This window comes from Chloracidobacterium sp. N (assembly GCF_018304765.1).
GTDB classification, from domain to species: domain Bacteria; phylum Acidobacteriota; class Blastocatellia; order Chloracidobacteriales; family Chloracidobacteriaceae; genus Chloracidobacterium; species Chloracidobacterium aggregatum.
In genome coordinates this window covers 924,993-949,896 of sequence record NZ_CP072643.1, presented here as the reverse complement: position 1 = coordinate 949,896, position 24,904 = coordinate 924,993, and the positions used below count along the sequence as shown (strand labels likewise).

At 59.0% G+C, this 24,904-nt stretch carries 19 protein-coding genes; 10 read left to right on the top strand and 9 right to left on the bottom strand.

Features of this window, described 5'->3' with window-relative positions; genetic code table 11:
- Nucleotides 1-6: 6 nt before the first annotated feature.
- Nucleotides 7-1,335, bottom strand: coding sequence for a type III secretion system ATPase SctN (gene sctN, locus J8C05_RS14905; RefSeq protein ID WP_246840780.1), 1,329 nt, complete (start codon nucleotides 1,333-1,335; stop codon nucleotides 7-9).
- Nucleotides 1,336-1,544: 209 nt separating this feature from the next.
- Here sctN and J8C05_RS14900 point away from each other — a divergent pair, with 209 nt between their 5' ends.
- On the top strand, nucleotides 1,545-3,095 hold the full coding sequence (locus tag J8C05_RS14900; protein ID WP_211423534.1) for a peptide MFS transporter: 1,551 nt from the start codon (nucleotides 1,545-1,547) through the stop codon (nucleotides 3,093-3,095).
- Between the two features lie 35 nt (nucleotides 3,096-3,130).
- The gene (locus tag J8C05_RS14895) at nucleotides 3,131-4,231 is read left to right on the top strand and encodes an alpha/beta hydrolase (protein WP_211423533.1); all 1,101 of its coding nucleotides are present in this window, start codon (nucleotides 3,131-3,133) and stop codon (nucleotides 4,229-4,231) included.
- On the opposite strand, the gene J8C05_RS14890 is transcribed toward J8C05_RS14895, so the two are convergent.
- Nucleotides 4,138-4,590: a hypothetical protein gene (locus J8C05_RS14890; RefSeq protein ID WP_211423532.1), complete on the bottom strand. Its 453-nt coding sequence runs from the start codon at nucleotides 4,588-4,590 to the stop codon at nucleotides 4,138-4,140. The two genes, J8C05_RS14895 and J8C05_RS14890, sit on opposite strands and share 94 nt — an antisense overlap.
- A gap of 95 nt (nucleotides 4,591-4,685) precedes the next feature.
- Here J8C05_RS14890 and acs point away from each other — a divergent pair, with 95 nt between their 5' ends.
- From acs to J8C05_RS14870, 4 genes are read left to right on the top strand one after another with little or no spacing between them, the layout of a single operon-like run.
- Nucleotides 4,686-6,635: an acetate--CoA ligase gene (gene acs, locus J8C05_RS14885; protein ID WP_211423531.1), complete on the top strand. Its 1,950-nt coding sequence runs from the start codon at nucleotides 4,686-4,688 to the stop codon at nucleotides 6,633-6,635.
- 6 nt (nucleotides 6,636-6,641) lie between these two features.
- Nucleotides 6,642-8,855 (top strand): protein-disulfide reductase DsbD family protein, encoded by a 2,214-nt coding sequence (locus J8C05_RS14880; protein ID WP_211423530.1) that lies wholly within the window; start codon nucleotides 6,642-6,644, stop codon nucleotides 8,853-8,855.
- A 50-nt stretch (nucleotides 8,856-8,905) separates the two neighbouring features.
- A complete protein-coding gene (locus tag J8C05_RS14875; protein WP_211423529.1) occupies nucleotides 8,906-10,057 on the top strand; it encodes an AAA family ATPase in 1,152 nt (383 codons plus the stop codon).
- A 3-nt stretch (nucleotides 10,058-10,060) separates the two neighbouring features.
- Nucleotides 10,061-10,669 carry a hypothetical protein gene (locus J8C05_RS14870; protein ID WP_211423528.1) on the top strand — a complete coding sequence of 203 codons (609 nt, stop codon included), beginning with the start codon at nucleotides 10,061-10,063 and terminating at the stop codon, nucleotides 10,667-10,669.
- A 29-nt stretch (nucleotides 10,670-10,698) separates the two neighbouring features.
- On the opposite strand, the gene J8C05_RS14865 is transcribed toward J8C05_RS14870, so the two are convergent.
- Nucleotides 10,699-11,925 (bottom strand): BtaA family protein, encoded by a 1,227-nt coding sequence (locus J8C05_RS14865; RefSeq protein ID WP_211423527.1) that lies wholly within the window; start codon nucleotides 11,923-11,925, stop codon nucleotides 10,699-10,701.
- Nucleotides 11,926-11,960: 35 nt separating this feature from the next.
- Nucleotides 11,961-12,635 (bottom strand): class I SAM-dependent methyltransferase, encoded by a 675-nt coding sequence (locus tag J8C05_RS14860; protein ID WP_211423526.1) that lies wholly within the window; start codon nucleotides 12,633-12,635, stop codon nucleotides 11,961-11,963.
- Nucleotides 12,636-12,853: 218 nt separating this feature from the next.
- On the opposite strand from J8C05_RS14860, the gene J8C05_RS14855 reads away from it, so the two are divergent.
- The 4 genes from J8C05_RS14855 to J8C05_RS14840 all read left to right on the top strand — a co-directional run bounded on the left by J8C05_RS14855 (nucleotide 12,854) and on the right by J8C05_RS14840 (nucleotide 19,690).
- On the top strand, nucleotides 12,854-13,696 hold the full coding sequence (locus J8C05_RS14855; protein WP_211423525.1) for a DUF4384 domain-containing protein: 843 nt from the start codon (nucleotides 12,854-12,856) through the stop codon (nucleotides 13,694-13,696).
- A gap of 78 nt (nucleotides 13,697-13,774) precedes the next feature.
- Nucleotides 13,775-14,371: a sigma-70 family RNA polymerase sigma factor gene (locus J8C05_RS14850; protein ID WP_211423524.1), complete on the top strand. Its 597-nt coding sequence runs from the start codon at nucleotides 13,775-13,777 to the stop codon at nucleotides 14,369-14,371.
- Nucleotides 14,368-16,284, top strand: coding sequence for a serine/threonine-protein kinase (locus J8C05_RS14845; protein WP_211423523.1), 1,917 nt, complete (start codon nucleotides 14,368-14,370; stop codon nucleotides 16,282-16,284). Before J8C05_RS14850 ends, J8C05_RS14845 begins: the two co-directional genes overlap by 4 nt.
- A gap of 64 nt (nucleotides 16,285-16,348) precedes the next feature.
- Nucleotides 16,349-19,690, top strand: coding sequence for a CHAT domain-containing tetratricopeptide repeat protein (locus J8C05_RS14840; RefSeq protein WP_211423522.1), 3,342 nt, complete (start codon nucleotides 16,349-16,351; stop codon nucleotides 19,688-19,690).
- 16 nt (nucleotides 19,691-19,706) lie between these two features.
- Here the strand turns inward: J8C05_RS14840 and J8C05_RS14835 are convergent, their stop codons facing one another.
- From J8C05_RS14835 to J8C05_RS14815, 5 genes are all read right to left on the bottom strand, one after another.
- The gene (locus J8C05_RS14835) at nucleotides 19,707-20,327 is read right to left on the bottom strand and encodes a hypothetical protein (protein ID WP_211423521.1); all 621 of its coding nucleotides are present in this window, start codon (nucleotides 20,325-20,327) and stop codon (nucleotides 19,707-19,709) included.
- 104 nt (nucleotides 20,328-20,431) lie between these two features.
- Nucleotides 20,432-21,037: a hypothetical protein gene (locus tag J8C05_RS14830; protein WP_211423520.1), complete on the bottom strand. Its 606-nt coding sequence runs from the start codon at nucleotides 21,035-21,037 to the stop codon at nucleotides 20,432-20,434.
- A 223-nt stretch (nucleotides 21,038-21,260) separates the two neighbouring features.
- Complete coding sequence (locus tag J8C05_RS14825; protein WP_211423519.1) at nucleotides 21,261-21,869, bottom strand: hypothetical protein; 609 nt, start codon at nucleotides 21,867-21,869, stop codon at nucleotides 21,261-21,263.
- 295 nt (nucleotides 21,870-22,164) lie between these two features.
- Entirely contained in the window at nucleotides 22,165-22,710 is a 546-nt protein-coding gene (locus J8C05_RS14820; RefSeq protein WP_211423518.1) for a hypothetical protein, read from the bottom strand.
- Between the two features lie 727 nt (nucleotides 22,711-23,437).
- The gene (locus J8C05_RS14815) at nucleotides 23,438-24,835 is read right to left on the bottom strand and encodes a hypothetical protein (RefSeq protein ID WP_211423517.1); all 1,398 of its coding nucleotides are present in this window, start codon (nucleotides 24,833-24,835) and stop codon (nucleotides 23,438-23,440) included.
- Nucleotides 24,836-24,904: the final 69 nt, after the last annotated feature.

Here is a 24,904-nt window from a genome sequence, read left to right as displayed (position 1 = left end):
TCTGCGTCAGGAAACCAGCTTCGTCAGGCGGTTGAGCGTGTCCTGGAAATCGGCTTTCTCGCTCGTAGGCTGGCGCAAAAACTGGTTGACGGCGTCAATTTTGGAAATGGCGTAGTCGGTGCGCTTGTCCTTGCCGCTTTTGTAGGCCCCGATGAGAATGAGGTCCTTCTGCGACTCGTAGGCGTCGAGGATGTCGCGCAGTTTCATGGCCTTGGCGATGTGGTCCTTGTCGGCCACGGCCGTCATGACGCGCGACACCGAGTGCCGTACATCAATCGCCGGATAATGCCCGGCCGCCGCCAGCGCCCGCGAGAGAATGATATGCCCGTCGAGAATCGAGCGGGTTTCGTCGGCAATGGGTTCCGTCATGTCGTCGCCTTCGACCAGAACGGTATAGAAGGCCGTGATCGAGCCGCGCTGGGAATTGCCCGTCCGTTCGAGCAGCTTGGGCAACTCGCTGAACACCGAAGGCGGAAAGCCGGCGCGTGCCGGCGGCTCCCCCGTGGCGAGACCAACTTCGCGCAGCGCGCGCGCAAAGCGCGTCACGGAATCCATCATCAGCAGCACCTTTTTGCCTTGGTCGCGGAAGTATTCGGCAATGGCCGTGGCCACGTGCGCGGCCTTGAGGCGCACCAGCGATGGCTCGTTTGAAGTGGCAACCACGATGACCGAGCGTTTGAGACCTTCGGGTCCGAGGTCATGTTCGAGGAAGTCGCGCACTTCACGGCCACGTTCGCCGATGAGCGCGATGACGTTGACTTCGGCTTCGGTATTGCGCGCCAGCATGCCGAGCAGGGTGGATTTCCCCACGCCAGCCGCCGCAAAGACGCCGACACGCTGGCCTTCGCCAACCGTCAGGGTGGCGTCTATGGCGCGGACGCCAGTCATAAACCGCCTGGTCACGCGCTGGCGCTTCATCGGGTCCGGTGGGCGCGCCGTGACGGACACCTCCACGGCATTCGGAATCGGCCCCTTGCCGTCCATCGGCTCGCCCAGGCCGTCGAGCACCCGCCCCAGCAGACTGTCGCCCACCCGGACCTTGAGGGAGCCGCCGGTCGAGATGACCTCCGCCCCCATGGCGACATCCTGCAACTCGCCCAAGGGCATGAGGATGATTTCCGATCCCCGGAACCCGACGACCTCGGCCTTGAGGTCATGCGCCCGGTGCGGCGACCGAATCAGGCACAGCTCTTCCACGCGGGCGCCCGGCACGGATGCCCGTACCAGCAGGCCGACCAGTTCCGTCACGCGCCCCCGGACTTCCACCGACGGCAGCCAGTCAAGCGCCCGGACGTAGGGTGACAGGTCGAGTTTCGGTAACGCCAGGGTCTCCATGGCCTTTCCACAGCCTCCGGCTTCGGCAGAAATGTTCCGGCAGCAATGTTGAAGCGATGATAGCGGCCGGCAGCTTTCTGTCATAGCCGGCCAGACCGGCCCGGCGGCCAAAGTTTTTGCGCCATGCATTTCATCCGTGTACGAACGACGTGAATGCGTTATTGTGCGCAGCCAAATTCATTTCGATTCCCGTCAAGGAAGCTCACACCATGTCGGCTGCCATTGCAGAGACGCCGGAAGGCGTCATGTCAGGGAAGCAGTTTTTCGGCCATCCCATTGGCCTGATGACCCTGTTTTTCACGGAACTGTGGGAGCGTTTCAGCTACTACGGCATGCGGGCGCTCCTCGTTTTGTACATGACGGCCAGCCACGAAAACGGCGGGCTGGGCTATTCCAACGCGCAGGCGGCGCTGGTCTATGGGACGTACACCTCCGCCGTCTATCTGCTGGCCATGCCCGGCGGCTGGGCGGCTGACCGGCTGCTGGGTCTGAAATATGCCGTCTTCATTGGCGGCATCATCATTGCCGCCGGTCACTTCACCATGGCCTTTGAGTCGGAAGTGGCTTTTTACACCGGTCTCGTGCTGATTGTGCTCGGCACGGGTCTTCTGAAGCCCAACATCAGCGCCATTGTCGGGCGGCTCTACCGGCCGGAAGACCAGCGCCGGGATGCCGGTTTCTCGATTTTTTACATGGGCATCAACATCGGAGCCTTTCTCGCCCCGCTGGCCTGCGGCTTTCTGGCCCAATCCGACACGTGGAAACGCACCATTGCCGGCTGGGGCTTTCAACCAAGTTCAAGCTGGCACTGGGGCTTTGCCGCCGCCGGCATCGGGATGACGCTGGGACTGGTGCAGTACCTTGTCGGGTTCAAGTATCTGGAGGGCGTCGGCGAACGTCCGGTGCGCGAAGATGGCAACGCGACGCCGGTCTGGCAGGGGCTGGCCTCCTACCTGGCCGTGGCATTCGCGCTGTTTGCCGTCGTCGCGGGCCTTCAGCAGCTCCACGGGCTGGTTGTGGGCCGTCTGGGCAATGCGGCCGGCTATGCCTACATTGCCCTGGTCTTTGCCGGCATCATTGCCCTGGTCTGGTTTTCCTTCCTCCGTACCCTGGCGGAAGACGAACTCAAACGGATGCTGGCCATTGTGTATTTCTTCCTGGCCTCGATTGTGTTCTGGGCGCTTTTCGAGCAGGCCGGATCGAGCCTCAACCTCTATGCCGACCGGCTGACGGACTGCCGCATCTTCGGTTTTGCATTTCCTTCGAGCTACTTTCAGTCACTCAACGCCATGCTCATCATCTTTCTGGCCCCGGTCTTTGCCTGGCTCTGGGTGCAGTGGGGCGACCGGCAGCCGTCCAGCCCGGCCAAGTTTTCCGTCGGCATCCTGTTGGTTGGCGTCGGCTTCGTTGTGGCGGCCGTGGGCGTGGCCTTTCTCAACGGCGGCAAGCTGAGTCCGTGGTGGCTGGTGGCCGTCTATCTCATCCACACGCTGGGCGAACTGTGCCTGAGTCCGGTGGGTCTGAGTACGATGACCAAGCTGGCCCCGGAACGGCTGAGCGGGCTGGTGATGGGGATATGGTTTCTGGGGCCGACCTTCGGCAACTACATCGGCGGTCTCATTGCCGGTCACTTCGACGAAACCCGCCCGGAAAGCGTCGGCTCGCTGTTTTACCAGGTGGCGGCGACCGGGATCGTGGTTTCCGTGGTGGCGTTTGTCCTCACACCGTTCATCCGCCGGCTCATGGGTAACGTGCGCTAGAACAACCGCCATTGAACGGAGTGGTGCAGAAGCGCATGGCAGGACTGAAAACAACATCCACAGAGACCAATCCACAGGCTTCCTTTGCCCGGCGCTATCTCTTCGCAGCGCGCCTGCTGCGGGTCTTTCTGGTGCTGTTCACGCTGGGACTGCTGGGCTACATCGGCGCAGGCATTTACTTCTACACCCGCCAGCACGCCATGGTGTTCCGCGCCGTCGCCCGTGGGGAACGGGCCCGGCGGCAGGTGATGCCGCCGCTGGGCGCAGGCTATGTCACGTTTCCGGCGGCGCGGGGTGAAACGATTACGGCGCTGTTCGGCCCGGCGCTCGACGAACACGGCGACCGGGTGCTTCCCGATACGGCCCGCCGCCCGACCCTGCTGTTCTTCTACGGCGTCGGCGAATACCTCAACTATCCGTTTCTCCGTTCCCAGATTGAAGTCTTCCGCCGGGCCGGGTTCAACGTCCTGGTGCCGGAATACATCGGGTTGGGACTCAGCAGCGGGGAGCCAAGCGAACAGGGCCTGTATGACACGGCACTGGCCGCCTTTGAATATCTCAAACAGCGGCCGGACATTGATCCGCAGCGGATTTTCATTGTCGGGCACTCGCTGGGCGGTGCGCCGGCCGTGGATTTGGCGGCGCGGGTGCAGCCGGCCGGACTCATCACGCTGGCCACCTTCACGTCACTGCCTGATATTGCCGCCCTGCGCTACCCGATGTTTCCCTGCCACTACCTGACGCGCATCCGCTGCCCGAACGTCGAAAAAATCCGGCAGGTGCGCGCGCCGATTCTCATCCTGCATGCTGAAAACGACACCACCGTGCCGCTCTGGATGGCCGAGGCGCTGACCAAGGCGGCCTTTGAAGGCGGCAATCAGCAGGTGGTGCAGATCACCATCCCCAGCGGGAATCACGACACGACCTTTGCCCTGCCCCATGGGGAGGCTGTCCGCGCCATGCAGGCGTTTGCCGGGATTGCGCCAGCGCACCCGGAGACAGCGCACCCGGAGACAGCGCGCCCGGAGACGCCGCAACCGGCTCAGGCCGCCGGTGGTGTCGGGTCCACACCTTCCGCCGCCGTCCGCAGCATCGCCGTCGGGACGACCACCGCGGCCACAATGAACAGGCAGTAGCCCAGCGCCATGAGCACGGCGCTGCGCCCGCCATACTGCCCACGGGACAGGAAAAACGTCCAGAAGGTGGCCACGCCAACTTCAACCAGCGGCAACAGCAGCAGGCGGCGATTGGCAACTGGATCAAGCCCGATGAGAAAGTACGCCGCCGCGACGACACACAGCGCAATACCATACTGCTGCGTCATCGCCGGGTCACTGATCTCCCAGCCGTAGAAGCTGGCCGCCGCATCCTGAAAAAAGAGCGCCATGAGCGCGTTGGCCAGCTCGACGCCGGCAAGCAGAAAGAACACCGCCTGCAGCCAGTAGCGGGCATAGGTGGCTGACCTGGAAAGTGGTGCAGAGTTCGCGCGTTCCATACCTTTCAAGCTACATTCCACTAGACCCGCCGACAACCTGCCTTGCCGTCGGGTTGGCCCCCGTCATTTTGCTGCATCCTGGAGCCACACAAGCCATGACTGAATCCTATGCCATCGAGTCTCACCAGCATGAAACCAGACAGTTTCCACCGCCGCCGGACTTTGCCTGGCAGGCCAACGTCACGCCGGAACTCGCCGCCCAGCTCTATGCCGAAGCCGAAGCTGACTTCGAGGCTTTCTGGGCCAAACAGGCAGCGGCTCTCGACTGGATGACGCCCTGGACGCAGGTTCTGGAGTGGAACCCACCCCACGCCAAATGGTTCATCGGCGGCAAACTCAACATTTCTGCCAACTGCCTTGACCGTCACCTGAAAACCTGGCGGCGCACGAAAGCGGCCATCGTGTGGGAAGGCGAGCCAGGCGACACCCGGACGCTGACGTACTGGGAATTGCACCGCGAAGTCTGCCGGTTTGCCAATGTTCTGAAGAAGTTTGGCGTCCGGGCCGGCGACCGCGTGGCCATTTACATGCCGATGACGCCGGAAATCGCCATCGCCATGCTGGCCTGCGCCCGCATCGGGGCGACACACTCCGTCGTCTTCGGCGGTTTCTCGGCCGAAGCCCTGCGCGACCGCATCAACGACGCCGGATGCAGGCTTGTCGTCACGGCCGACGGCTGCTGGCGACGCGGAACGGAAGTCCGCCTCAAACCGGCCGTGGATGTGGCCCTTGACCAGACGCCGACGGTCGAAACCTGTATTGTGCTGCGGCGGACCGGCTCGAAGGTGGACATGCAGCCCGGACGCGATCACTGGTGGCACGAAATGCTCGAAACGGTGGGCGACGACTGCCCGCCGGAAGCCCTCGACGCCGAACACCCGCTGTTCATCCTCTACACCAGCGGCACGACCGGTAAACCCAAGGGCATCCTGCACACGACGGGCGGCTACCTGACCCAGGTGGCGGCCACGGCCCGGTGGGTGCTCGACCTCAAGGACGATGACGTGTACTGGTGCACGGCCGATGTCGGTTGGGTGACGGGCCACAGCTACGTCGTCTATGGGCCGCTGGCCAACGGGGCCACGGTGATGATGTACGAAGGCGCGCCCAACCATCCTGAGCCGGACCGCTTCTGGCGCATCGTGGACCGCCACGGCGTGACGATTCTTTACACCGCCCCGACTGCCATCCGGGCGTTTATCCGCTGGGGTGAGCAGTGGGTGCTGAAACATCGTCTCGACAGCCTGCGCCTGCTCGGTACGGTTGGCGAACCCATCAACCCCGAAGCCTGGATGTGGTATCGCCAGGTGGTGGGGAAAGGACGTTGCCCCATCGTGGACACCTGGTGGCAAACCGAAACCGGCGGCATGATGATTGCGCCCCTGCCGGGGGCCACGACGACGACGCCCGGCACGGCCACCCGTCCGCTGCCGGGCATCAGCGCCGACATTCGTACGAAGGACGGGCAGTCCGTCGGAGTCAACGAGGGCGGGTATCTCGTGCTGACGCGGCCCTGGCCGGCAATGCTGCGTACCATCTGGGGCGACGACGAACGCTACCGCCGGCAGTACTGGAGCGAGATTGAAGGCGTCTATTTTGCCGGCGACGGCGCACGGCGCGATGAACATGGCAACTACTGGATCATGGGGCGGGTGGATGATGTCATCAACGTCAGCGGCCACCGGCTGGGCACGGCTGAAATCGAAAGTGCATTGGTGTCGCACGAAGCCGTGGCCGAGGCGGCGGTCGTCGGCCGGCCTGATGAACTCAAAGGCTCAGCGATTGTGGCGTTTGTCACGCTTCAGGGCGGCCGGGCCGGGGATGATGCCCTCCGGGCTGCCCTGCGCGAGCATGTGGCGAAGGAAATCGGCGCGCTGGCCAAGCCGGACGACATCCGCTTTACCGATGCACTGCCCAAGACGCGCTCCGGTAAAATCATGCGCCGCCTGCTGCGCGAAATCGCCGCCAGCGGCAATGTCGTCGGGGATGTCACCACGCTGGAGGATTTTTCGGTACTCGAAAAGCTCCGCACTGATGAGGATTGAGGTTTGATGATGCAACACAGGTGGAAACACGGCCGGCTGTGGTTGGCGGCCGTTGCTCTGGGACTCTTCTCGATTGGTTGGCCGGGTGGGTTGTGGACCAGCCCGGCGGTGGCGGCGCCCGTGGAACAACCGCACGTCAAAGCCGAACTGATTGCCGAAACGACGGCCATCCGGCCCGGCGTGCCGTTCTGGGTGGCCATCCGCTTTGAGCTGGAAGAACACTGGCACACGTACTGGCGCAACCCCGGCGATTCCGGGCAACCCACGTCCATCAAGTGGAAACTGCCGCCCGGTTTCAAAGCCGACGACATTCAGTGGCCGATTCCCAAACGTATCGAGGTCAGCGGCCTGGTTGGCTATGGCTATGAAAAGGAAGTCCTGCACCTGATCCGCATCACGCCGCCAGACAAGCTCCCGGTCGGCAAGCCGGTGACGCTGGCAGGCAAGGTGCGCTGGCTCGTATGCAAGGAAGAATGTATCCCCGGCGACGCCGAGTTGACGCTGACGTTGCCGGTGACGAATGACGTTCCCCAGCCTTCGCCGTGGACGGAGGCATTTTCCCGCGCCCGTGCGCAGTTGCCGCTGGCGACTTCGGAATGGAAGCTGCGCGCGGCACAGGACGGCGACCATCTGGTGCTGTTGCTGACGCCGCCGACGGGGGCCGAACCGCTGACGGAGGTGACGTTCTTTCCCTTCGAGGAACTCGTCATCGAAGGCGCTGAACCGCAGCGCCTGCTGCGCGTCAAAGGTGGGTACGCCCTGCGCCTGGTGCGCTCAAAAGTCGCTGAAAAGACGCCAACCCAACTGGCCGGGGTGGTTGTCACACCCACCGGGTGGCGCGGGGCCGGAACGGAACCGGGGTTGACGGTGGAAGCGCCGATTGAACCGCTGACGGCGCTGGGCGATCTGCTGACACCAGTCGCCGGCACCCGGTCTGACCGGTCATCGTCGGGCGGTCAACCGCTGGGCTGGCTGGCGCTGCTCGTCACGCTGGGCGGCGCGTTTCTCGGCGGGCTGATTCTGAACCTGATGCCATGTGTGCTGCCGGTGCTTTCGATCAAGGTGCTGGGTTTTGTCGAGCAGGCAAAGGCCGGGCGGGGCGAGGCCTGGCAGCACGGGCTGGTGTTTACGGCCGGCGTCGTGCTGTCGTTCTGGGCGCTGGCCGGCATCCTGCTTGCGCTGCGGGCCGGCGGACAGCAGCTTGGCTGGGGCTTTCAGTTGCAGGAACCGGCCTTTGTCGCCTTTCTCGTGGCCGTGCTGTTTGTTTTCGGGCTGGTGCTGTTTGGCGTCTTTGAAGTGGGACTGACGCTGACCACGGTTGGCGGTGCGGCCATGAACCGGAGCGGGCTGGCCGGCTCGTTTTTCACAGGCGTACTGGCCACGGTGGTTGCCACGCCGTGCACGGCCCCGTTCATGGGGTCGGCGCTGGGGGTGGCGCTGGCGCAACCGACGGCCGTGGCGCTGCTCATCTTCACGGCGCTGGCGCTGGGGATGTCCGCGCCGTACCTCATTCTGGCCGCCGCGCCGCAGCTTCTCCGCTTTGTCCCCCGACCGGGCGCGTGGATGGAGAGTTTCAAGCAGTTCATGGGCTTTCTGCTCATGGGGTCGGTCGTCTGGCTGCTGTGGGTGCTGGGGCTGGAAGTTGGCGTGGACGGGCTGGCACTGATGCTCGGCATGCTCGTCCTCATCGGGCTGGGCGGCTGGATTTGGGGACGCTGGGGCAGCCTGACACGGACGCCGGCCGTCCGGCGCATCGCCATGGCCACGGCTCTGTTGATCATCGTGGGCAGCACGGTCTTCGGAGTGCGGACGATTCACCAGCTTCCGTCAGCCGCCAGTGCGGCGACCGGTTCCAGGGAAACGAAGTCCGGCGGCATCCGGTGGGAGCCGTTCTCACCGGCCCGGGTCGAAGAACTGCGCCGGGCCGGCAAGCCGGTCTTTGTGGATTTCACGGCTGCCTGGTGCCTGAGCTGCAAGGCCAATGAAAAGGTGGCGCTGGAGACCGAAGCCGTGCGGCAGGAAATCGAGCGGCGCGGTATCGTCATGGTCAAGGCCGACTGGACAAACCGCGACGAAGAAATCACCCGCACCCTGGCCGAGTTTGGACGGAGCGGCGTACCGCTCTACGTGTTTTATCCGGCCAACGGCAGGGAGCCGAAAGTGCTGCCGGAGGTCATCACGCCGGGACTCATCCTGGAAACCTTCCGGGAAGATTCCTGAATGCAGAACAGGCCAGACAAGGGACAGGGGCGACGTGGGAGAAACCATCCATGAGCGAATGTGGAACCCCCCGGTTCACACGCCTGCAACTCCGCAACTGGAAGAATTTTACCGACTGCGACGTGGAGATTGGCCGGCGGCTCTTTCTCGTCGGGCCCAATGCTGCGGGCAAGTCCAACTTTCTGGATGCCTTCCGGTTCCTGCGCGATCTGGCCATTCCCGGCGGCGGCCTGCAGGAAGCCGTGCGCCGGCGCGGGGGAGTCAGCGCCCTCCGCTGCCTGGCGGCACGCCGCTTTCCCGATGTTGAGATAACAGCCACGCTCGAAGTGGCCGATCACATCCAGTGGACCTACCAGGTGGCTTTCAACCAGAAGCAGGGCCGCCTGCACCTGCGCAAGGAACAGGTCCGGCGCAACGGAGAGGTCATCCTCGACCGCCCCACGGCGGATGACCGGCGCGACCCCGAACGACTGACGCAAACCTACCTGGAGCAGGTCAATGTCAATCAGCCGTTCCGTGAAATTGCCACGTTTTTTGTCTCCGTACGCTACCTGCACCTCGTTCCCCAACTGGTCAGGGAACCGGACCGCTCGGTGGGACGCGCCCATGATCCTTTCGGCGGTGACTTTCTGGAGCAGGTGGCCAAAACGCCTGCCAAGACGCAGAAAGCCCGGCTGCAACGCATCCAGGAGGCGCTGCAGGTGGCCGTGCCCCAGATGCAGGCCATTGAACTCTGGCGCGATGCACGGGGCACACCGCACCTGCGCGGGCGCTACCAGCACTGGCGTCCACAGGGGGCATGGCAGACCGAGGAACAGTTGTCGGATGGCACCCTGCGGCTGCTGGGACTGCTGTGGGCTGTGACAGACGGCACGGGGCCGCTCCTTTTGGAGGAGCCGGAACTTTCCCTGCATCCGGGCATCGTCAGCACCCTGCCGCAGATGCTGGCCCGCATCCAGCGCCGGAACGGACGGCAGATTTTCCTGAGTACCCATTCACCCGAACTGCTCCGCGATGAAGGTATTGGCCTGAATGAAGTCCTGTTGCTGCTTCCGGCTCTGGAAGGCACAACCGTCACACCGGCCAGCTCCATCGAAACCATCCGCCAGCTCCTGGAAGGTGGGCTCTCCATCGCCGAGGCCGTCCTGCCCCACACCACACCCAGGCAGGCCGAGCAACTCATGCTCTTCGGAGAGAGCTAGCGCATGCGGGCGAGGATTTACGCAGCCGTTGAAGGGAAAACCGACAAGGTGGTGGTTGAGCGGCTCATCGCGCATGTCGGGGCTGAAGCGGGGCCGGTGTACGTGGCGGAAGGCAAGCCCAATCTCAAAAAGCGGATTGCCGGCTACAACCAGGCCGCCCAGCATTCCCTGTGGCTGGTTCTGGTGGATTTGGACCGCGACGGCTGTGCGCCGTCATTGCGCGTCGCCTGGCTGCCGGAGCCTTCTTCCGGGCTGTGCTTCCGCGTTGCCGTGCACGCCGTCGAAGCGTGGCTGATGGCGGACGCCGAAACGCTCGCCGGTTTTCTGGGCGTGGCGCGCAGCAACATTCCGGCCGACCCGGAATCGGTTCTCGATCCCAAAGCAATGCTGGTCGAACTGGCGGCGGGATCACATCGCCGGGACATCCGCGAAGACATGGCTCCACAACCGGGGAGCGGCCGGCGGGTTGGCCCGGCTTACACGTCACGCATCATCGAGTATGCCGGCAAACACTGGCATCCCGACACAGCCGCGCTCCAGGCTACAAGCCTGGAGCGCGCCATCCGGTGCCTGCGCCGGCTGGCTGCCGGCGCGTTGTCGCCTACGCCGTAAACCTTCTGCCCGAGGGTAAAGGGCGGCGCTCAGGCTTCGTTGACGACGTACAGGTGAAAACCGCCGTAAATGGCGCAGCGGTCCTGTGTGAACAACTCAGCCGAGCGTTCCCGTTCGTAGCGCACGCGCGCCCGCAGCTCCGGCGGAAGCGCCTGTTCCACCGGCGAAGTTTCCGGGGCCGTACGGAAGATGATCCGCGAACCGGCCGGGGCCACCCGCAGCACCTCCCGCCACAGGGCGGCAATTTCCTCGTCTTTCATCCAGTCCTGGGCATCGAGAAACACAAACCGGTCGTAAGCCCCGGCCGGCTGCCGGCGCAGGTGGTCCGTCAGCGAAGTCACCTCGGTCGTGACCCGCGAAATGTTGGCGCGCAGCGTCCCGAAGTGTTCGGCTCTGAGGTATTCGGGAATCGCCCGGCAGTGTTCGGTATCGTAGCGCCGCGCCAGCGCCTGCCAGGCAAAGTAGTTTTCCTCGATGGGAAAATCGCAGATGAAGCGCCGGACGCGCCGGCGGTACATCGCCAGGATGTTCTCCGGCGTTTCACGGCGCATGGCTTCGTACTGCCGGGGTGGAATCCCCAAGCCAAAGACGATGAAGGGCAGCTTGGAGAGCAGGCGTACCAGCCAGTGGTCGAAGTAACGCCCAATGGTGGCATCAAAGACGCGGGCGCGTTCGTCCGGGTCGGTGACGTGCACCATGCGGTCCGGGTAAATGCCTATCAGGTGGGCGAGTTTTTCGAGGAAGCGCAGGTAGAAGCCATTGCGGGCGTGGTCGTACAGGTTGTCGGCGAAAAAGTGGATGCGCCGCTTGCCGAACATCGTCAGCCCTTCCCAGAAGTCCCGCGCGGCCCCGTCCAGGTGTGCGCTCAGATAGGTGTCGTACGCCCTGACGTTGCGTGGGTCATTGGCTTCCCCAAACATGCGAAAGAACGTCTCGTGGTCAGGCAGATGGCGCACGGCCGCCAGCTTCAACCGCAGCAGTGCCAAGTGGTAGCGGTTCAGATCAATCGCCGTTATCTGTGCCGGACCGTGAATCAGGTAGTTGAGAACGTTACAGCCGCCGGAAGAAATCGTCAGGATGCGGCTTTCGGGCGTGAGTTCCAGCGCCGCCAGGTCAACCCGTGGGTCTTCCCAGATTTGGTTATAGACGAACGCATCGAAGTACGCCGTAAAAAGCCGTTCCAGCAGGCCCTGCTTTGAGGTGATGGGGCTTTGGTGAACGGCGGCGCGCAGCAGTTGGGCCGTATCGGTTGCCACGAATGAATGCCTCACAAGGGGAGTTGTTTTCAGGATCAGGAAACCGCCCCGGCAGCGCCGGGAACGGCCGTCTCAAAGAGCGCAATGAAAGCGTAGCGTCCGCCGACGGATTCGACGGTGAGTTTTCCCTCGCCCCGGTCACGGCGGGCCGCCAGCGCATCGAGGATTTCGGGGCGTGGCGTCACATCGAAGCGCCGCACCCACGCCGTCAGGACTTTTTCAAACCACACCGGCAATTCTTTCTGGTCCCAGAAATCCACCACGGCCAGACAGCCGCCCGGACGGACGCTGGCCAACGCCGTTGCCAGCGCCGCCTGCCAGTCAGGAATCATCGAGAGCGAATAGGAAAAAAAGGCGACATCAAACGGCGCTTCGAGACCAAACAATCGGTGGTGGTCAGGCGCTTCGGCCGCGGCCAGTGCCACGGTGACGTTCTCCAGGCGGCGGCGGCGGATGTTGGCACGCGCCGAGCGCAGCATTTCATTCGAGATGTCAAGGCCATAGAACTGCGCCTGGGGATGCCGACCGGCCAGAATCACCAGATTGCGCGCCGTGCCGCAGCCGATTTCAAGGACGCGGGCAGCCGGGCGCACCGGCAGCCGGGCCAGCAGCCGATCACGTCCAAACAGGAAGTATTTGCGGGACAGATCGTAGATGTATCGCTGCCGCCGATACATCGCATCCATTTTCGCGGCGTGGGGGTTCGTCATCGGGTTTACGAGTGTGGCGCGAAACTGTGGCGACCGGGCCAGGTTGAAGCTGGCGTAACTTAGTCGGACAGGCGCAGTTCCGTCAATTGACCGCCAAACGTCGGCTGCAACGGTCAGCGCCCTCCCTATGCTTTTCACCGGCCCGTGATACTGTTTCCGGTCAAACATCGCGTCATGAGGTACAAACCACTTCCCCCTGGAAAGGCAGGTTTATCCCTATGTCGGTTGCAAAAGTCTCTGTCAAAGCCGGTCTCTTCATCGTGGCGGCCCTGTCTGCTGGTGGGTTTCTGTTGGCGCAGTCCGGGCCGGGAGGCGATGATCAAGTCCGCGATGCCTTCATCCGTACGCGCCCAACGTCCGTCAAGCAGACGCGCCCGGTTGTGGCCCGCAACAAATCGCCGAAAAACCGTCCAACCCCTCCCGCCAGCCTGGAGCCACTCGGCCTGGGTTACACGCTCTATGCCAGGAATTCGCAGGGACGCCCGGAGCGGGTTGATCCCCGGCGGGTTTTCAATACGGGCGATGAAATCCGCTTCGTGGTGGAAGCCAACCAGGATGCTTACCTCTACGTTTTCAATGCTGATTCCAAAGGCGCACTGCGGATGATTTACCCGCACGCGCGGCTGCAAAACGGCGACAACTTCATCCAGGGGCATGTGCCTTACCAGATTCCCTCGGCCAAGGAACCTGACCCCGAAGCCCAGTGGTTTGCCTTTCTGACACCGGGCGAAGTACGCGAAAAAATCTTCTTCGTGCTATCGCGGTCACCACTGCCGGATGTGCCAACCAATGAACGGCTCATCCAGGCCGTACGTCAGTCCGGGCAGGAAGTCTGGACGCCTCCGGGCAACGTCTGGGCACGAGTCGAGACAGCCATGGAACAGCCGGTCAAGCGCACGATTGTGCGGCAGGAACTGGGACGCCTCCAGTCTCCCGACGAGGCGCTGGCGATCACCCGCGAAATCGGCCTGCGCCCCAATGTGGCAGCCCCATCGGTCATCCATCTGAGTGAGTCGGCGGCGGATGCCCTGGTCGTGGGACTTGAACTCGTCAAACAGTGAATGCACGTGAAGGGTGCTGGCAGAGGGTGAAAGCCACGGTGAACCCACGCCGACGTGTGACCTGACCGGCAGGTTTGTATGGGGGACATCACGCAACTTCTCAATGCCTGGCAGGCCGGAGATGAAAGCGCCCTGGCGCGCCTGATGCCGGTTGTTTATGCAGAACTGCGGCGCATTGCCGTCCGCGCCATGCGCCGGGAAGCCGTCGGTCATACGCTTCAGCCGACGGCGCTCGTCAATGAAGCGTACCTGCGACTCACCCAGCAGGAGCGCACCAACTGGCGCAACCGCACGCACTTCTTTGCGATTGCCGCCCAGCTTATGCGGCGCATCCTGGTGGACCACGTCCGGCGGCGGCAACGGCAACGGCGCGGTGGCGAGCACGTCATCATCACGCTGGATGTGATGCCGGACCTGGCAGCGCCGGAACCATCCGGCGGCGCAGTGGATGTGCTGGCGCTCGACGAAGCCCTGGGCAAGCTCGAAGCCCTCGCGCCCCGGCAGTGCCGCATCGTGGAGCTGCGCTTTTTCAGTGGATTGACCGTCGAGGCCACGGCCGAGGCGCTGGGTATTTCCGCCATTACGGTCAAGCGGGAGTGGGCCATGGCCAAGACGTTTCTGTATCGGGAGTTGCGTCCGGCGCGCGAAGCGGCCTGCGGGGGAGAGCGGCCATGACACCAGAGCAATACCAGCGGGTAACGGAAATTTTCAATCAGGTCATCGAGTCACCGTCTGACCAGCAGGCCGGCCTGCTGTCGGCGCTCTGCGCCGGGGACGACACCCTGCGCCGGGAAGTTGAGTCCCTTCTGCGGGTACACCCTTCGGCGCAGAGTTTTATCGAGGAGCCGTTCCGGGCGTCCGGGCTGGAAGACCTGGAGGATTTGCCCACCGAGCAGGCCGTGCTCCAGACGCAATCCTTCTTCCATCTGGACACGGGACAGCAGGCGCGCGGCACGAGTGTCAGCGACCGCTACGTGGTGGAGCGGGAACTGGGGCGCGGTGGCAACGGCATCGTCTATCTGGCCCGTGACCAGCAACTCCATGGGCGGCTGGTCGTCGTCAAGGTCCTTCTCGAAAACCAGCAGGGCGAACCGCTCGCCCAACGGATGTTTGAGAGTGAAAGCGAAGCCCTGGCCCGCATTTCCCATCCGGGTGTGGTGAAGGTTCTGGACCGCGGCCGGCTGCTTTCCGGGCAGTCATATTTCGTCATGGAATACGTCCGTGGCGAGACGCTCCGGGCCGTGATGCAGCGGCGCAGGCTGTCGCTGGCCGAAGTCGCCGGGGTTGTATCGCAGATTGGCCGGGCGTTGAGCGCCGCCCATCGGGAAGGCGTCTATCACCGCGACCTGAAGCCCGAAAACGTCATGCTCGAAGACCTCGGCGATGAGGCGCTGCACGTCAAGCTGATTGACTTCGGCATCGCCAAGGTGGCGAACTCGGCCGTGAAACAGGACGGCCCGGATGGTCTGGTGGGCACGTTGCCCTACATGGCCCCGGAGCAAATCCTTGCCAGCGGGTGCTCGGCTGCGACGGACATTTACGCCCTGGGCATCATTGCCTACGAACTGCTGGCCGGGGAGCGGCCCTACAAGCCGGCCCAGTCCAACCTGCGCAGTGCCATCCAGTCCATGACCACCCTGCAGCGCGCCGGTTTCGGCCAGCACCTGCGCCAGCGCCGTCCTGACCTCGATGAAGAAGTCGAACAGGTGCTGCGCAAGGCACTGGCTTACGATGCCGGTCAGCGGTACGCCAGCGCCGAAGATTTCGTCCAGGCTTTTCTGCACGCTCTGGAGCTTTCAGCAAAACAGGAAGCGTCACTGCGCGCGGTGGAAGAGGAACCGACGATTTCGCTTTCCAATCTGCCTCCCGCCGGCGAGGCCGCCACGCTGGACGAGTCGGCCATCCCCACCTCGACCACCACGGCCGAGACACCACCGCCGGCCCCTTCCCCACGGGAACGGGCGCTGGAGCGCATGGCTGTGACGGCAGGCGTTCTGGTGCTGCTGATCGCGGCCGGCAGCGCCCTGCTGTGGTGGTGGGATGCACCGACCAAAGGCAAAATGACGGCCGCCGCTGGGGCCCCGTCATTGCCGGCGCCGCCGGCAGCCGCCAGCGCGCTGACCTGCAACATCGAACTCGTGACGCCCGGCAGTCCGCAGCAGGGTGCCGGCTTCCTGCGCCCGGAGGAGGTCGTCCCGCCGGGCAAGGACATCGTCTTTCACCTGACGCCGCACCAGTCCGGCTACCTCTACCTTTTCGCACCTTCCAACGGCCAGTTGTCGGCGTTCCGTGTCCCGGATGAACCTTCTGCCGTGGGCTATCCGCTTGTTTTTCCCAAAGATGCCTCGATTGGTCTGGCGCGCACGGCGGCCACACGCTTCACCCTGGTGCTGTCGGGAGCCAGACTGACGGTGTTTGACGGACTGCGTCCGGGACAGGCGCTGTCCGCCGCCCAGCAACGGGAACTGGCCACACTCGTCGAACGCTTCGCGCCAAAGGCCCAGGTCATCATTGAAGACACACAACGCCAGATCAGAGTCCCTCCCGGAACCGACCCGGCAGTGTGTGAAGTCATTGTACGCCACTAAAGCTGCGTCCGATCTGAACTTGTCACCCATCGCACAGGCTGCAATTTCCTGTGGAGGCCCCCCCATGCGCATCCCGTCTGCCCGAACTCTGCTCACCGCCTTCTGGCTGGCGACCGGCCTGCTGAGCGTGGCCGCACCCGCCGCGGCCCAGAACCCTTCCGACCCCACCGGGCAATCCATTGAAACCCTGGTGCAGAAAGCCGACGCCCTCATTCAGGCCGGGCAGTATGACGCCGCCCTGCGGACGGCACAGGAAGCCGTGACGGCAAGTGAAGCAGCCCGGTCCGGTGGCCGGGAAGGTGTCCCGCCGGCGCTGGTGGCGCGCGCCTACAATGCCCTTGGTGTGGCGCAGGCCTTCAAGCAGATGCCCGAAGCTGAAGCCGCGCTGCGGCGCGCCCTGTCGCTGCGCGAGCAGCATTTCGGCGCGGAACATCCTGAAGTGGCGCAGAGTCTGGCGAATCTGGCGATGTTTTACCGGCTGCGGGGGAACTACCAGGCGGCCGAGCCGCTGTACCGCCGGGCGCTGGAGATCATCGAGAACGTCCGCGGGCCGGAGCATCCCGAACTGGCGATGGTGCTTAACAACGTGGCGCTTTTTTACAAGACCAAGGGTGATTATGCGGCGGCCGAGCCGCTGTATCGGCGGGCGCTGGAGATTCGGGAAAAGGCGCTCGGTGCCGGGCATCCCGATGTGGCGGCAACGGCCAACAACCTGGCGGAACTCTACCGCACTCAAGGCAGGTACGCGGCGGCCGAGCCGCTGTACCAACGCGCCCGCGCCATCTGGGAAAAAACCCTGGGCAGGGAACACCCTTACGTGGCCACGGTGCTGACCAATCTGGCGTTACTTTACAAGGACCAGGGGGATTACCAGCGCGCGGAACCCTATTTCCAGGAAGCCCTCAGCCTGCGTGAACGCATTTTCGGCCCGGAGCACCCCGAAGTGGCCACGGCGGCCAGCAATCTGGCGGAGCTGTACCGCGTACAGGGAGACTACACGGCAGCCGAGCCGCTGTACCGCCGGGCCATTGCCATCTGCGAGGCCAGGCTGGGGCCGGCGCATTCCGAGCTGGCCATCGGGCTGAACAACGCCGCCGCCATGTACCGGGACCGGGGCGATTACACAACGGCCGAGCCGCTGTACCGGCGCGCTCTGGACATCTGGGAAAAGGCGCTGGGGCCGCAGCATCCGCTCGTTGCCAATGCGCTCAACAATCTGGGCGAGCTGTACCGGATGCAGGACCGCCCGGACCAGGCCAGGCCCCTGCTTGAGCGGGCGCTGGGTATTCGTGAAAAAGCCCTTGGCGCGGGGCATCCACTCGTTGCCTCAACACTTGCGAATCTTGGCGTGGTTGAGCTGGAGCTGGGCAACCTGGCTGCGGCCGGGCAGGACTTCACCCGGGCGTTGTCCATTGCCGAGCAGGCCGTCGGCCCGACGCACCCGCTGGTGGCGAGCATCCTCAACCATCTGGGGCATCTCAGCCGACGACGTGGGGACGACGCCGGCGCGGAATCGTTTTACCAGCGCAGCTTCCGCATTCGGCAGCAGGTGCTTGGGCCGGGACATCCCGACCTGGTGGCCTCGGCGATGCACCTGTCCCTGCTCTATCTGGCGCGCCGTCAGGCGCAGACGGCGGGTGAGTGGCTGGCCCGCGCTACAGACCTGTCGGAAGCCGACGCCCGGCGCAATCTGGTGGTGGGTTCGGAACGACAGAAAATCCTCTATGCCCAGCGCGCCGGACACCTGGCGGAACTCACCGTTGCCTGGCAGGTCCGGTATTTCCCGGCGGAGGCCACGGCGGCGCGGCTGGCGCTGCTGACCGTCCTGCGCCACAAGGGACGGGTACTGGATGTGTTGGCCAATCAGACGGCGGCGCTCCGTCGCCGTGCGACGGCGGCCGACCGGCAGGTGCTGGATGACCTGCAAGCCGCCCGCAACCGGTTGACCCAGCTTGCCGGAAAACCGGAGGCCCAGGATGAACGCGCCCAACTGGAACGTACCATCGAGCAGTTGGAAAGCCAGCTTGGGGAACGCTTTGCCCAACTCGGCGCCCAGCTCCAGACGGTGACATTCGAGGCCGTACAAGCGGCACTGCCAAAGAACGCGGCGCTGATTGAATATGTTATCTACCGCCCGCTCGACCCGTCCCAAACCGACCGGCTGGCCCCGAAGCGCCACCTTGCCGCCTACCTGCTGCGGGCTGGCGACCCTGCGCCCCGGTTCATCGAGTTGGGCGAGCTTGAACCCATTGAAACACGCCTGGCGGCTTTCCGTCGCGCATTGGGCAATCCGCAGTCGGATGTGCGGCCGCTGGCGCGGGCGCTGGATGAGCAACTTCTGGCTCCGGTGCGGTCACGGCTGGGCAAGGCCCGACATCTGTTCATTGCGCCGGACGGGAGCGCCAACCTCATTCCTTTCGAGGCGCTGGTGGACGAACGTGGGCGCTACCTCGTGGAGCGTTACGACATCACCCTGTTGACCAGCGGACGTGACCTTGTGCGGCTTGAAGCAAAACGCCCTCCTGAGCGTCGGCGTGGACTTGTCATTGCCGACCCACGCTTCGATCTGGGCGAACAGGCCGCACAGCAACCAGCCGGACAACCTGCCAACGGGATGCGCTCGGTGGATTTCCAGACGGTGGTGTATCCACCGCTGCCGGGAACGCGCCGCGAGGCGCAGCTTTTGCAGCGCACTTTCCAGGAAGCCGAGGTGGTTCTGGGCGAGGCGGCAACGGAGTCGCGGCTCAAGGCCATGCACGCCCCGCTGTATCTCCACATTGGCACGCACGGGTTTTTCCTCCCCGAAAACACGACCGAACAGGGCGCGGCGGAATCACGGGAGTTGGGGCTGGTTATGGAGAGCCGTCCGGCTGTCCGGGAAAATCCCTTGCTGCGGTCCGGTCTGATTCTGGCCGGGGTGCAGCAGGGGCAAAGCGGCGCCGGTGAAGATGGCGTGCTGACGGTGCTCGAAGCCGCCGGACTCGATCTCCGGGGAACGCAACTCGTGGTGCTTTCGGCCTGTGAAACCGGGCTGGGTGAAGTGCGCCAGGGGGAAGGGGTGTACGGGCTGCGGCGGGCGCTGGTGCTGGCCGGAGCGGAGACGCAGGTCATGAGTTTGTGGAAAGTCTCGGATGCGGCGACGGCCGCCCTGATGGGCGAGTTTTACCGGCGGCTGGGCCGGGGTGAAGGCCGGATGGCAGCGCTGCGGGCGGCCCGGTTGGGGCTGTTACGCGGAGCCATACGGCCGCAGTCGGAAGAAACCCAGCGCGCCATCAGGTTGTCGTCCGGCAAGCCGACAACCGGACGCCCGGCCAACTGGCAGAATCCGTACTATTGGGCAGCGTTTGTCATCTCCGGCGACTGGTCTTCGATAACCCTCTACCGCACGCCACACGCACCTCGCTGAACCGAAACCGTATGGTTTATGTCTTCTCGATTACTGGAACACCCAAGAGTTCGGCTATCAGATGAGCGAGTTCAAGTTTTCTTTCGTTTTCGACAGAAGTCTCGAATACAATCGGAGCATTTGGCTGCGTATCTCCTATAACATAAATAGACTCCGTAGAAGAGTTTAGGTATATGTCTAGTTTGCCGTAACTATCAACAACTACTTTCACATTCTTGATGTCCGACATGCTGTAGCATTTTTCAATTTCGATTTTCCCTTTTCTTTCATTTTCAAATGTAATAATTTTCTTGCTCTTATCAAAGATTGTTCTTCTGGCATCTTTTTTGGTAATTATAGTCCGCAAAAGAGCAACAACACCACCCATCAAAAGAAATAAAACAAATGGTAATGATAAGTACGGTTCTAACCATGACAAGTCTACTCTTAGGAAACTAACCATTATAGGTGTGGTGATGTAGTACAGAATCGGTACTAAAACTACTGCAAGAAGTAAAGCTGCGCCTATTTTTACGCTGACTTCTTCAAACAAAAAGTTATACTTTCTTTCAATGACCAATCTGCTACCTCTTACATAAATAAACTTGACATCCATTGATATCTCCCTCTCAATAGAAGCTTCGTCAATACCCCGCATCGTGTACCTCCATAATAAGCCGCTCTCTGCACTTGTCCTTTACTTTTCGTCGGAACTCAACCTTTGGTTTTCATTTAAGATCATCAGAGTTGATGGAGTACGAATCATGTTTTCTCTATTATTGAAACCCCAAGAAGTTTCGACATTCGGTGGGCAAGGTCGAGTTTTCCCCGGTGGTCTTTGGTTTTTTCCAGTCCCGCTGCTGATAAAATTCCAATAGCACTATTATCAGCAAACTTTAGATAAATGTACATTCTCCCATAATCACCAGTGGAGATTATTATATTTTTAACGTTCAAAAAACTGTACTGTTCTTTTGAGTTTATTTTCCCATTCTCTTCATTTATGACAGTGATAGCATTGCTGTACTTATCAATAGTTATTCTCTCAGTAGCGTTTTTTATAAGACCCGAAATGAGGAAGAACGCTACAAAAATTAGCATAGTAGCAAAAAGTACAAGAGCGGGAATTCTGCAAACTGTAGGGGCTTCTTCAGAGCTTCCTTCATAAGAGCAAAAGGTGAACATTAAGACAATACATGGTAATGAAATTATTAAAAAGGACATGACAACGTAGGACACATACCTAATACCTAGGAACGCAGAGTATCGCCGCTCGACAGTTATCTTGTCCTCACCTTCGTAAGTAACTATATAGTAATTAGTAAAGTCATAACCAGGAAAATATACCGGTGTCATTTTCTTCTCCATGTCAGTTTTCTTTCCTTTCCTTTAGGTCTTCTCCGTTACTGGAACTCCCAGCAGTTCCGCCATTCTGTGGGCAACCTTAATCTTCCCCTCATCACTCATTCTATTAAGTTCTTTAATGTAGAAAGATTTAGAGACAGAGTCTAAACATAAGTTCGTTGTACCATATTCATAGACAATCACTCTAATGCCCTACACACCTGGCAAACCCATGGCTGCGCAGTTTCTATGTCTTCTCAATCACCGGAACACCCAGTAACCCTGCTATCTTGTGAGCAATTTCAAGTTTCTTGCCATTATCAGAGATTTCATTATCGCCCACAACATAAATGGACTTAGTAGTTGAGACAAGGTAAATATTCATTCTGTAATAGCTGTCAACAACTACCCTAACGTTTTTGATAAGCGACGTGCTATAATTTTTCTTGACCTTAACTTTCCCCTTTTTCTCCCTCTCAAGAAAAACTTTCTTTGTTCTAGAGTCAATGACGACTCTATCTACGGTATCCACAGGAAGTTTAATTAGAAATACCGAGAGCACAATCGATAACAATAATGAGGACAAGCTCCAGATGCCTGCTATAAGGAGTATGGAGGAATATTCTTTCCCATAGAGAAACACCAATATAAAAAGAAATGGCAAAAGAACAAAAGGAGGTACAAACAAAAGACCTGGTTCACCAAGTTTTCTGAGAAAACTATATCTTTTTTCTAAAACTAGTATCTCATTATTTATATAAACAACAAAAATTCCACCTCTTGCCATATCCTCCCTATAGAGAACCTTGCAACCTTTAGCAATAAGATTTTTATCAAGAAAATCTTGCCGATCCATCACGCGCCTCCCGTTCCCCTTACTTACTTGCCAGGGTGCAGTCCCAACTTTGCAGACTTTTTTGGAGGGGTAACACTGGTCAAGTTAAGGAAACCCAAACAAGGATAAGCTAAAGGCTACATCTACCTAATCCACTCACTGCTAGCTAACACGGCTACTGGGCATATTGACAACAAGATGCAAACAAGCATGTTCTGCTATACTAAGGGACACTTGCTGTCCCCAGTGGTCATCACTCATTTTTGCACTAAACCTACCTATCGGCCGCACCCACCAAGCTAAAGTCGCACAGTTTCTATGTCTTCTCTATTACTGGAACTTCCAGTAACCCTGCTATCTTGTGAGCAATTTCAAGTTTCTTTTTATTTTCAGAAACTTCATCACTAATGATACGAATAGACTCAAAATTAGAATCCAAGTAAACAGACATTTTGTAATAACTATCAACATATACTAGTATATTTTTGATAGCTGATACAGGAAACTCCCTCTCAGATTTTACCTTTCCTTTTTTCTCTTCCTCAATTCTGACAGTTTTTCGATTCATATCAAGAATTACTCTTTTTGCATCTATAAGTCTCCTGACCATAAAATAAAAAGACACGACAAGTAAAAAAGATAAGAAGAAGGATTTTAGATTTAACTCACCTAGTAACAAAACCTCTAATACAATAATAAGTATGCTTAGAAGCATCGGTATAAGAAATACAAATATAACACTTGGTCGCTTGAACCATGGACCATAATTTCTCTCAATAACTAATCTATTATTACCCCAATAGAGTTTAAGCTCCCTAGATATATTCTCTTCGATGCTGGAAAATATAGCTTTACTATTCATCACAAACCTCCTGGCAAACTGCTTTTTATACCCATCTCACCGGTCATTGAGACACAGCCCTGATCAAGCAGGTTTTGTTGAGAGACAACGTTGCTGGAGTTAACGGGACTTGAACGAGGTGTAAAACAACAGCAACACCTAACCAAACTTTAGCTAATGTTATCTAGTTTAGCTATCCCGAGTAGCAGGTGCAAAGTTCAATTGGCCCAGGGAACAAAGCGTGCGGCTGACCACACAGCAGGGCAGGTATTGCGGGGTGTGACCGATACCAGCTGGGGCGCAAACGCGTTGTGCACTCACTCGAATGCCTTGGGGCTGTTCAGAAAATGTAGTTTGACGGGCAGAGGCAAACTGGCAGCTTCTCTTGTGTTGGAAGCGCTTGCTACCCACAGTAGCCAGAGTGCTCCAGTTTTTGCGACTTGGAACAATTGATGGAACGCACCTTTCAAACCAGAACCACTTGGTTCATGTCTTTTCAATTACCGGCACCCGCAGAAGCTCTCCTATCCGATGGACAAGTTTGATCGTTCCCTCATTGTCAGGGTCTTTCATGCTATAACTACTTTTTTATCACCTATGTAGACAACTCGTTTTCCTCCAAGTTTCCTAGTATAAGTTATGTTATTTTTATACATCAGGCAATCTCCAGTCAGAAGATTCTTCTCACTTGTTTTGATATTTGGTAGACAATAATTACGTGACCTCCACTAAGCCGAGACTGGCTGGTTTATGTCCTTTCGATCACTGGCACTCCTAGAAACTCTGCTATCCGATGGGCAAGCTTAAGTTTCTCTTCGTTGCTAATATCATCCATGGGTCCTACAATGTAGAAAGACTCATTGGTGGACTTTAGGTACACGTCCATTCTATCATAATTACCAACGACCACTGTCACATTTTTGATAGACGAAGTGCTACATTGCTTCCTAAGTTTGGATTTTTTCCCTCTTTCCTCTTCAAATCTAACGAGACCTTTATTAATGTCAATCGTTGTCCTGTCGACAGCATTCTTAGTTAATCTTCTAATGGATATAGCAGCAAGTACAATCATAATGATAAAGGCAGTCGCGAAATTCACAGGACTAAGCGAACGAAATAATAGAAATAGAAAGAACCAAAATAATAGAAAGAACATGGGGATAAAAATACAGCCAATTGGCCCTATTGGCGCCAAAAGTGGATTACGTCTAGTTTCTACAACTAGTTTGCCCTTATCCATATAGACAAGTACGTCGTCACTTACCTTAGTGATACCACTACCAATAGCCCCAGAGCTCTGAGTGCTAAACTGTTTACTGGGGCTTATTGTGGTGTAGCTCGTTTTTACACTGCTCTCACCGGGCAAACCGGTAGAATCCTCAGCGATACTATAGTTGCGGGTATCAGATTGCCTGTCAGAATATACCGCAGTACTCCTCGCTCCTTCAGGAATCCTGTTGTCCAGCTTTTGGTCTTCAAGCGAATACCTCTCTTGTCTTTCAACTAAATCCTCGCGGACTATAGTACTGCCAGCGCTGCCATCAAGAACTGGTACTTTCAAAAATTCTGCCGCCTTATATGCTAACTCTAGTTTCTTCCGGTTACCAAAGGGGGTTTCGCCCCATTCTCCCAATGGAATCAAAGGTATCCGACCCTCAGTAGACTCTAGGTGAAATCGTACCATAATGGCAGGCTGATTTATACTGATTCTCACACTCTTGATAGTAGAAATAGAATATTGTTTTTTGGGCTTAACTTCTCCCTTCCTTTCATCTTCAATCAAGACCATGCTTTTCTCTTTATCAAGGACAGTTCGTCTAATTCCATCCATTACATACTTCCCAGTTGCTAAGTATATCTGGTAGTAAACAAGAACGATCAAAAGTAATGCAGATAGTGCTGTGGATGCTGGAACTGAAAAAGTCCTTACAAAGTTAGAGATTTCTTCGAGATTTAATTGTTTGGATATAACATCAGCCAAAAAGAAGGCAAAGGCTGTCAGCAAAAAAAGCACTGCACTAAAGAGAATCGTATAACCTGTCCTCATTTCTGATGAAGAGTAATGTTCCTCTACTATAATTTTTTTATCACCCATATAAATGATTTTACTATCCCCGAATTGCTCAACGATAACATCCTTGTTCATAGGATACCTCCTGTTTTTTAACAGTTATATGAAGCCTGCTTATTTCACTGGTATTTCTTGTATCAGCTT

Excerpts from the sequence above, each read along its gene's own strand:
- sctN (WP_246840780.1), bottom strand. The coding sequence starts at position 1,335 with ATGGAGACCCTGGCGTTACCGAAACTCGACCTGTCACCCTACGTCCGG.
- J8C05_RS14900 (WP_211423534.1), top strand. The coding sequence starts at position 1,545 with ATGTCGGCTGCCATTGCAGAGACGCCGGAAGGCGTCATGTCAGGGAAG.
- J8C05_RS14895 (WP_211423533.1), top strand. The coding sequence starts at position 3,131 with ATGGCAGGACTGAAAACAACATCCACAGAGACCAATCCACAGGCTTCC.
- J8C05_RS14890 (WP_211423532.1), bottom strand. The coding sequence starts at position 4,590 with ATGGAACGCGCGAACTCTGCACCACTTTCCAGGTCAGCCACCTATGCC.
- acs (WP_211423531.1), top strand. The coding sequence starts at position 4,686 with ATGACTGAATCCTATGCCATCGAGTCTCACCAGCATGAAACCAGACAG.
- J8C05_RS14880 (WP_211423530.1), top strand. The coding sequence starts at position 6,642 with ATGATGCAACACAGGTGGAAACACGGCCGGCTGTGGTTGGCGGCCGTT.
- J8C05_RS14875 (WP_211423529.1), top strand. The coding sequence starts at position 8,906 with ATGAGCGAATGTGGAACCCCCCGGTTCACACGCCTGCAACTCCGCAAC.
- J8C05_RS14870 (WP_211423528.1), top strand. The coding sequence starts at position 10,061 with ATGCGGGCGAGGATTTACGCAGCCGTTGAAGGGAAAACCGACAAGGTG.
- J8C05_RS14860 (WP_211423526.1), bottom strand. The coding sequence starts at position 12,635 with ATGACGAACCCCCACGCCGCGAAAATGGATGCGATGTATCGGCGGCAG.
- J8C05_RS14855 (WP_211423525.1), top strand. The coding sequence starts at position 12,854 with ATGTCGGTTGCAAAAGTCTCTGTCAAAGCCGGTCTCTTCATCGTGGCG.
- J8C05_RS14850 (WP_211423524.1), top strand. The coding sequence starts at position 13,775 with ATGGGGGACATCACGCAACTTCTCAATGCCTGGCAGGCCGGAGATGAA.
- J8C05_RS14845 (WP_211423523.1), top strand. The coding sequence starts at position 14,368 with ATGACACCAGAGCAATACCAGCGGGTAACGGAAATTTTCAATCAGGTC.
- J8C05_RS14840 (WP_211423522.1), top strand. The coding sequence starts at position 16,349 with ATGCGCATCCCGTCTGCCCGAACTCTGCTCACCGCCTTCTGGCTGGCG.
- J8C05_RS14835 (WP_211423521.1), bottom strand. The coding sequence starts at position 20,327 with ATGCGGGGTATTGACGAAGCTTCTATTGAGAGGGAGATATCAATGGAT.
- J8C05_RS14830 (WP_211423520.1), bottom strand. The coding sequence starts at position 21,037 with ATGGAGAAGAAAATGACACCGGTATATTTTCCTGGTTATGACTTTACT.
- J8C05_RS14825 (WP_211423519.1), bottom strand. The coding sequence starts at position 21,869 with ATGGATCGGCAAGATTTTCTTGATAAAAATCTTATTGCTAAAGGTTGC.
- J8C05_RS14820 (WP_211423518.1), bottom strand. The coding sequence starts at position 22,710 with ATGAATAGTAAAGCTATATTTTCCAGCATCGAAGAGAATATATCTAGG.
- J8C05_RS14815 (WP_211423517.1), bottom strand. The coding sequence starts at position 24,835 with ATGAACAAGGATGTTATCGTTGAGCAATTCGGGGATAGTAAAATCATT.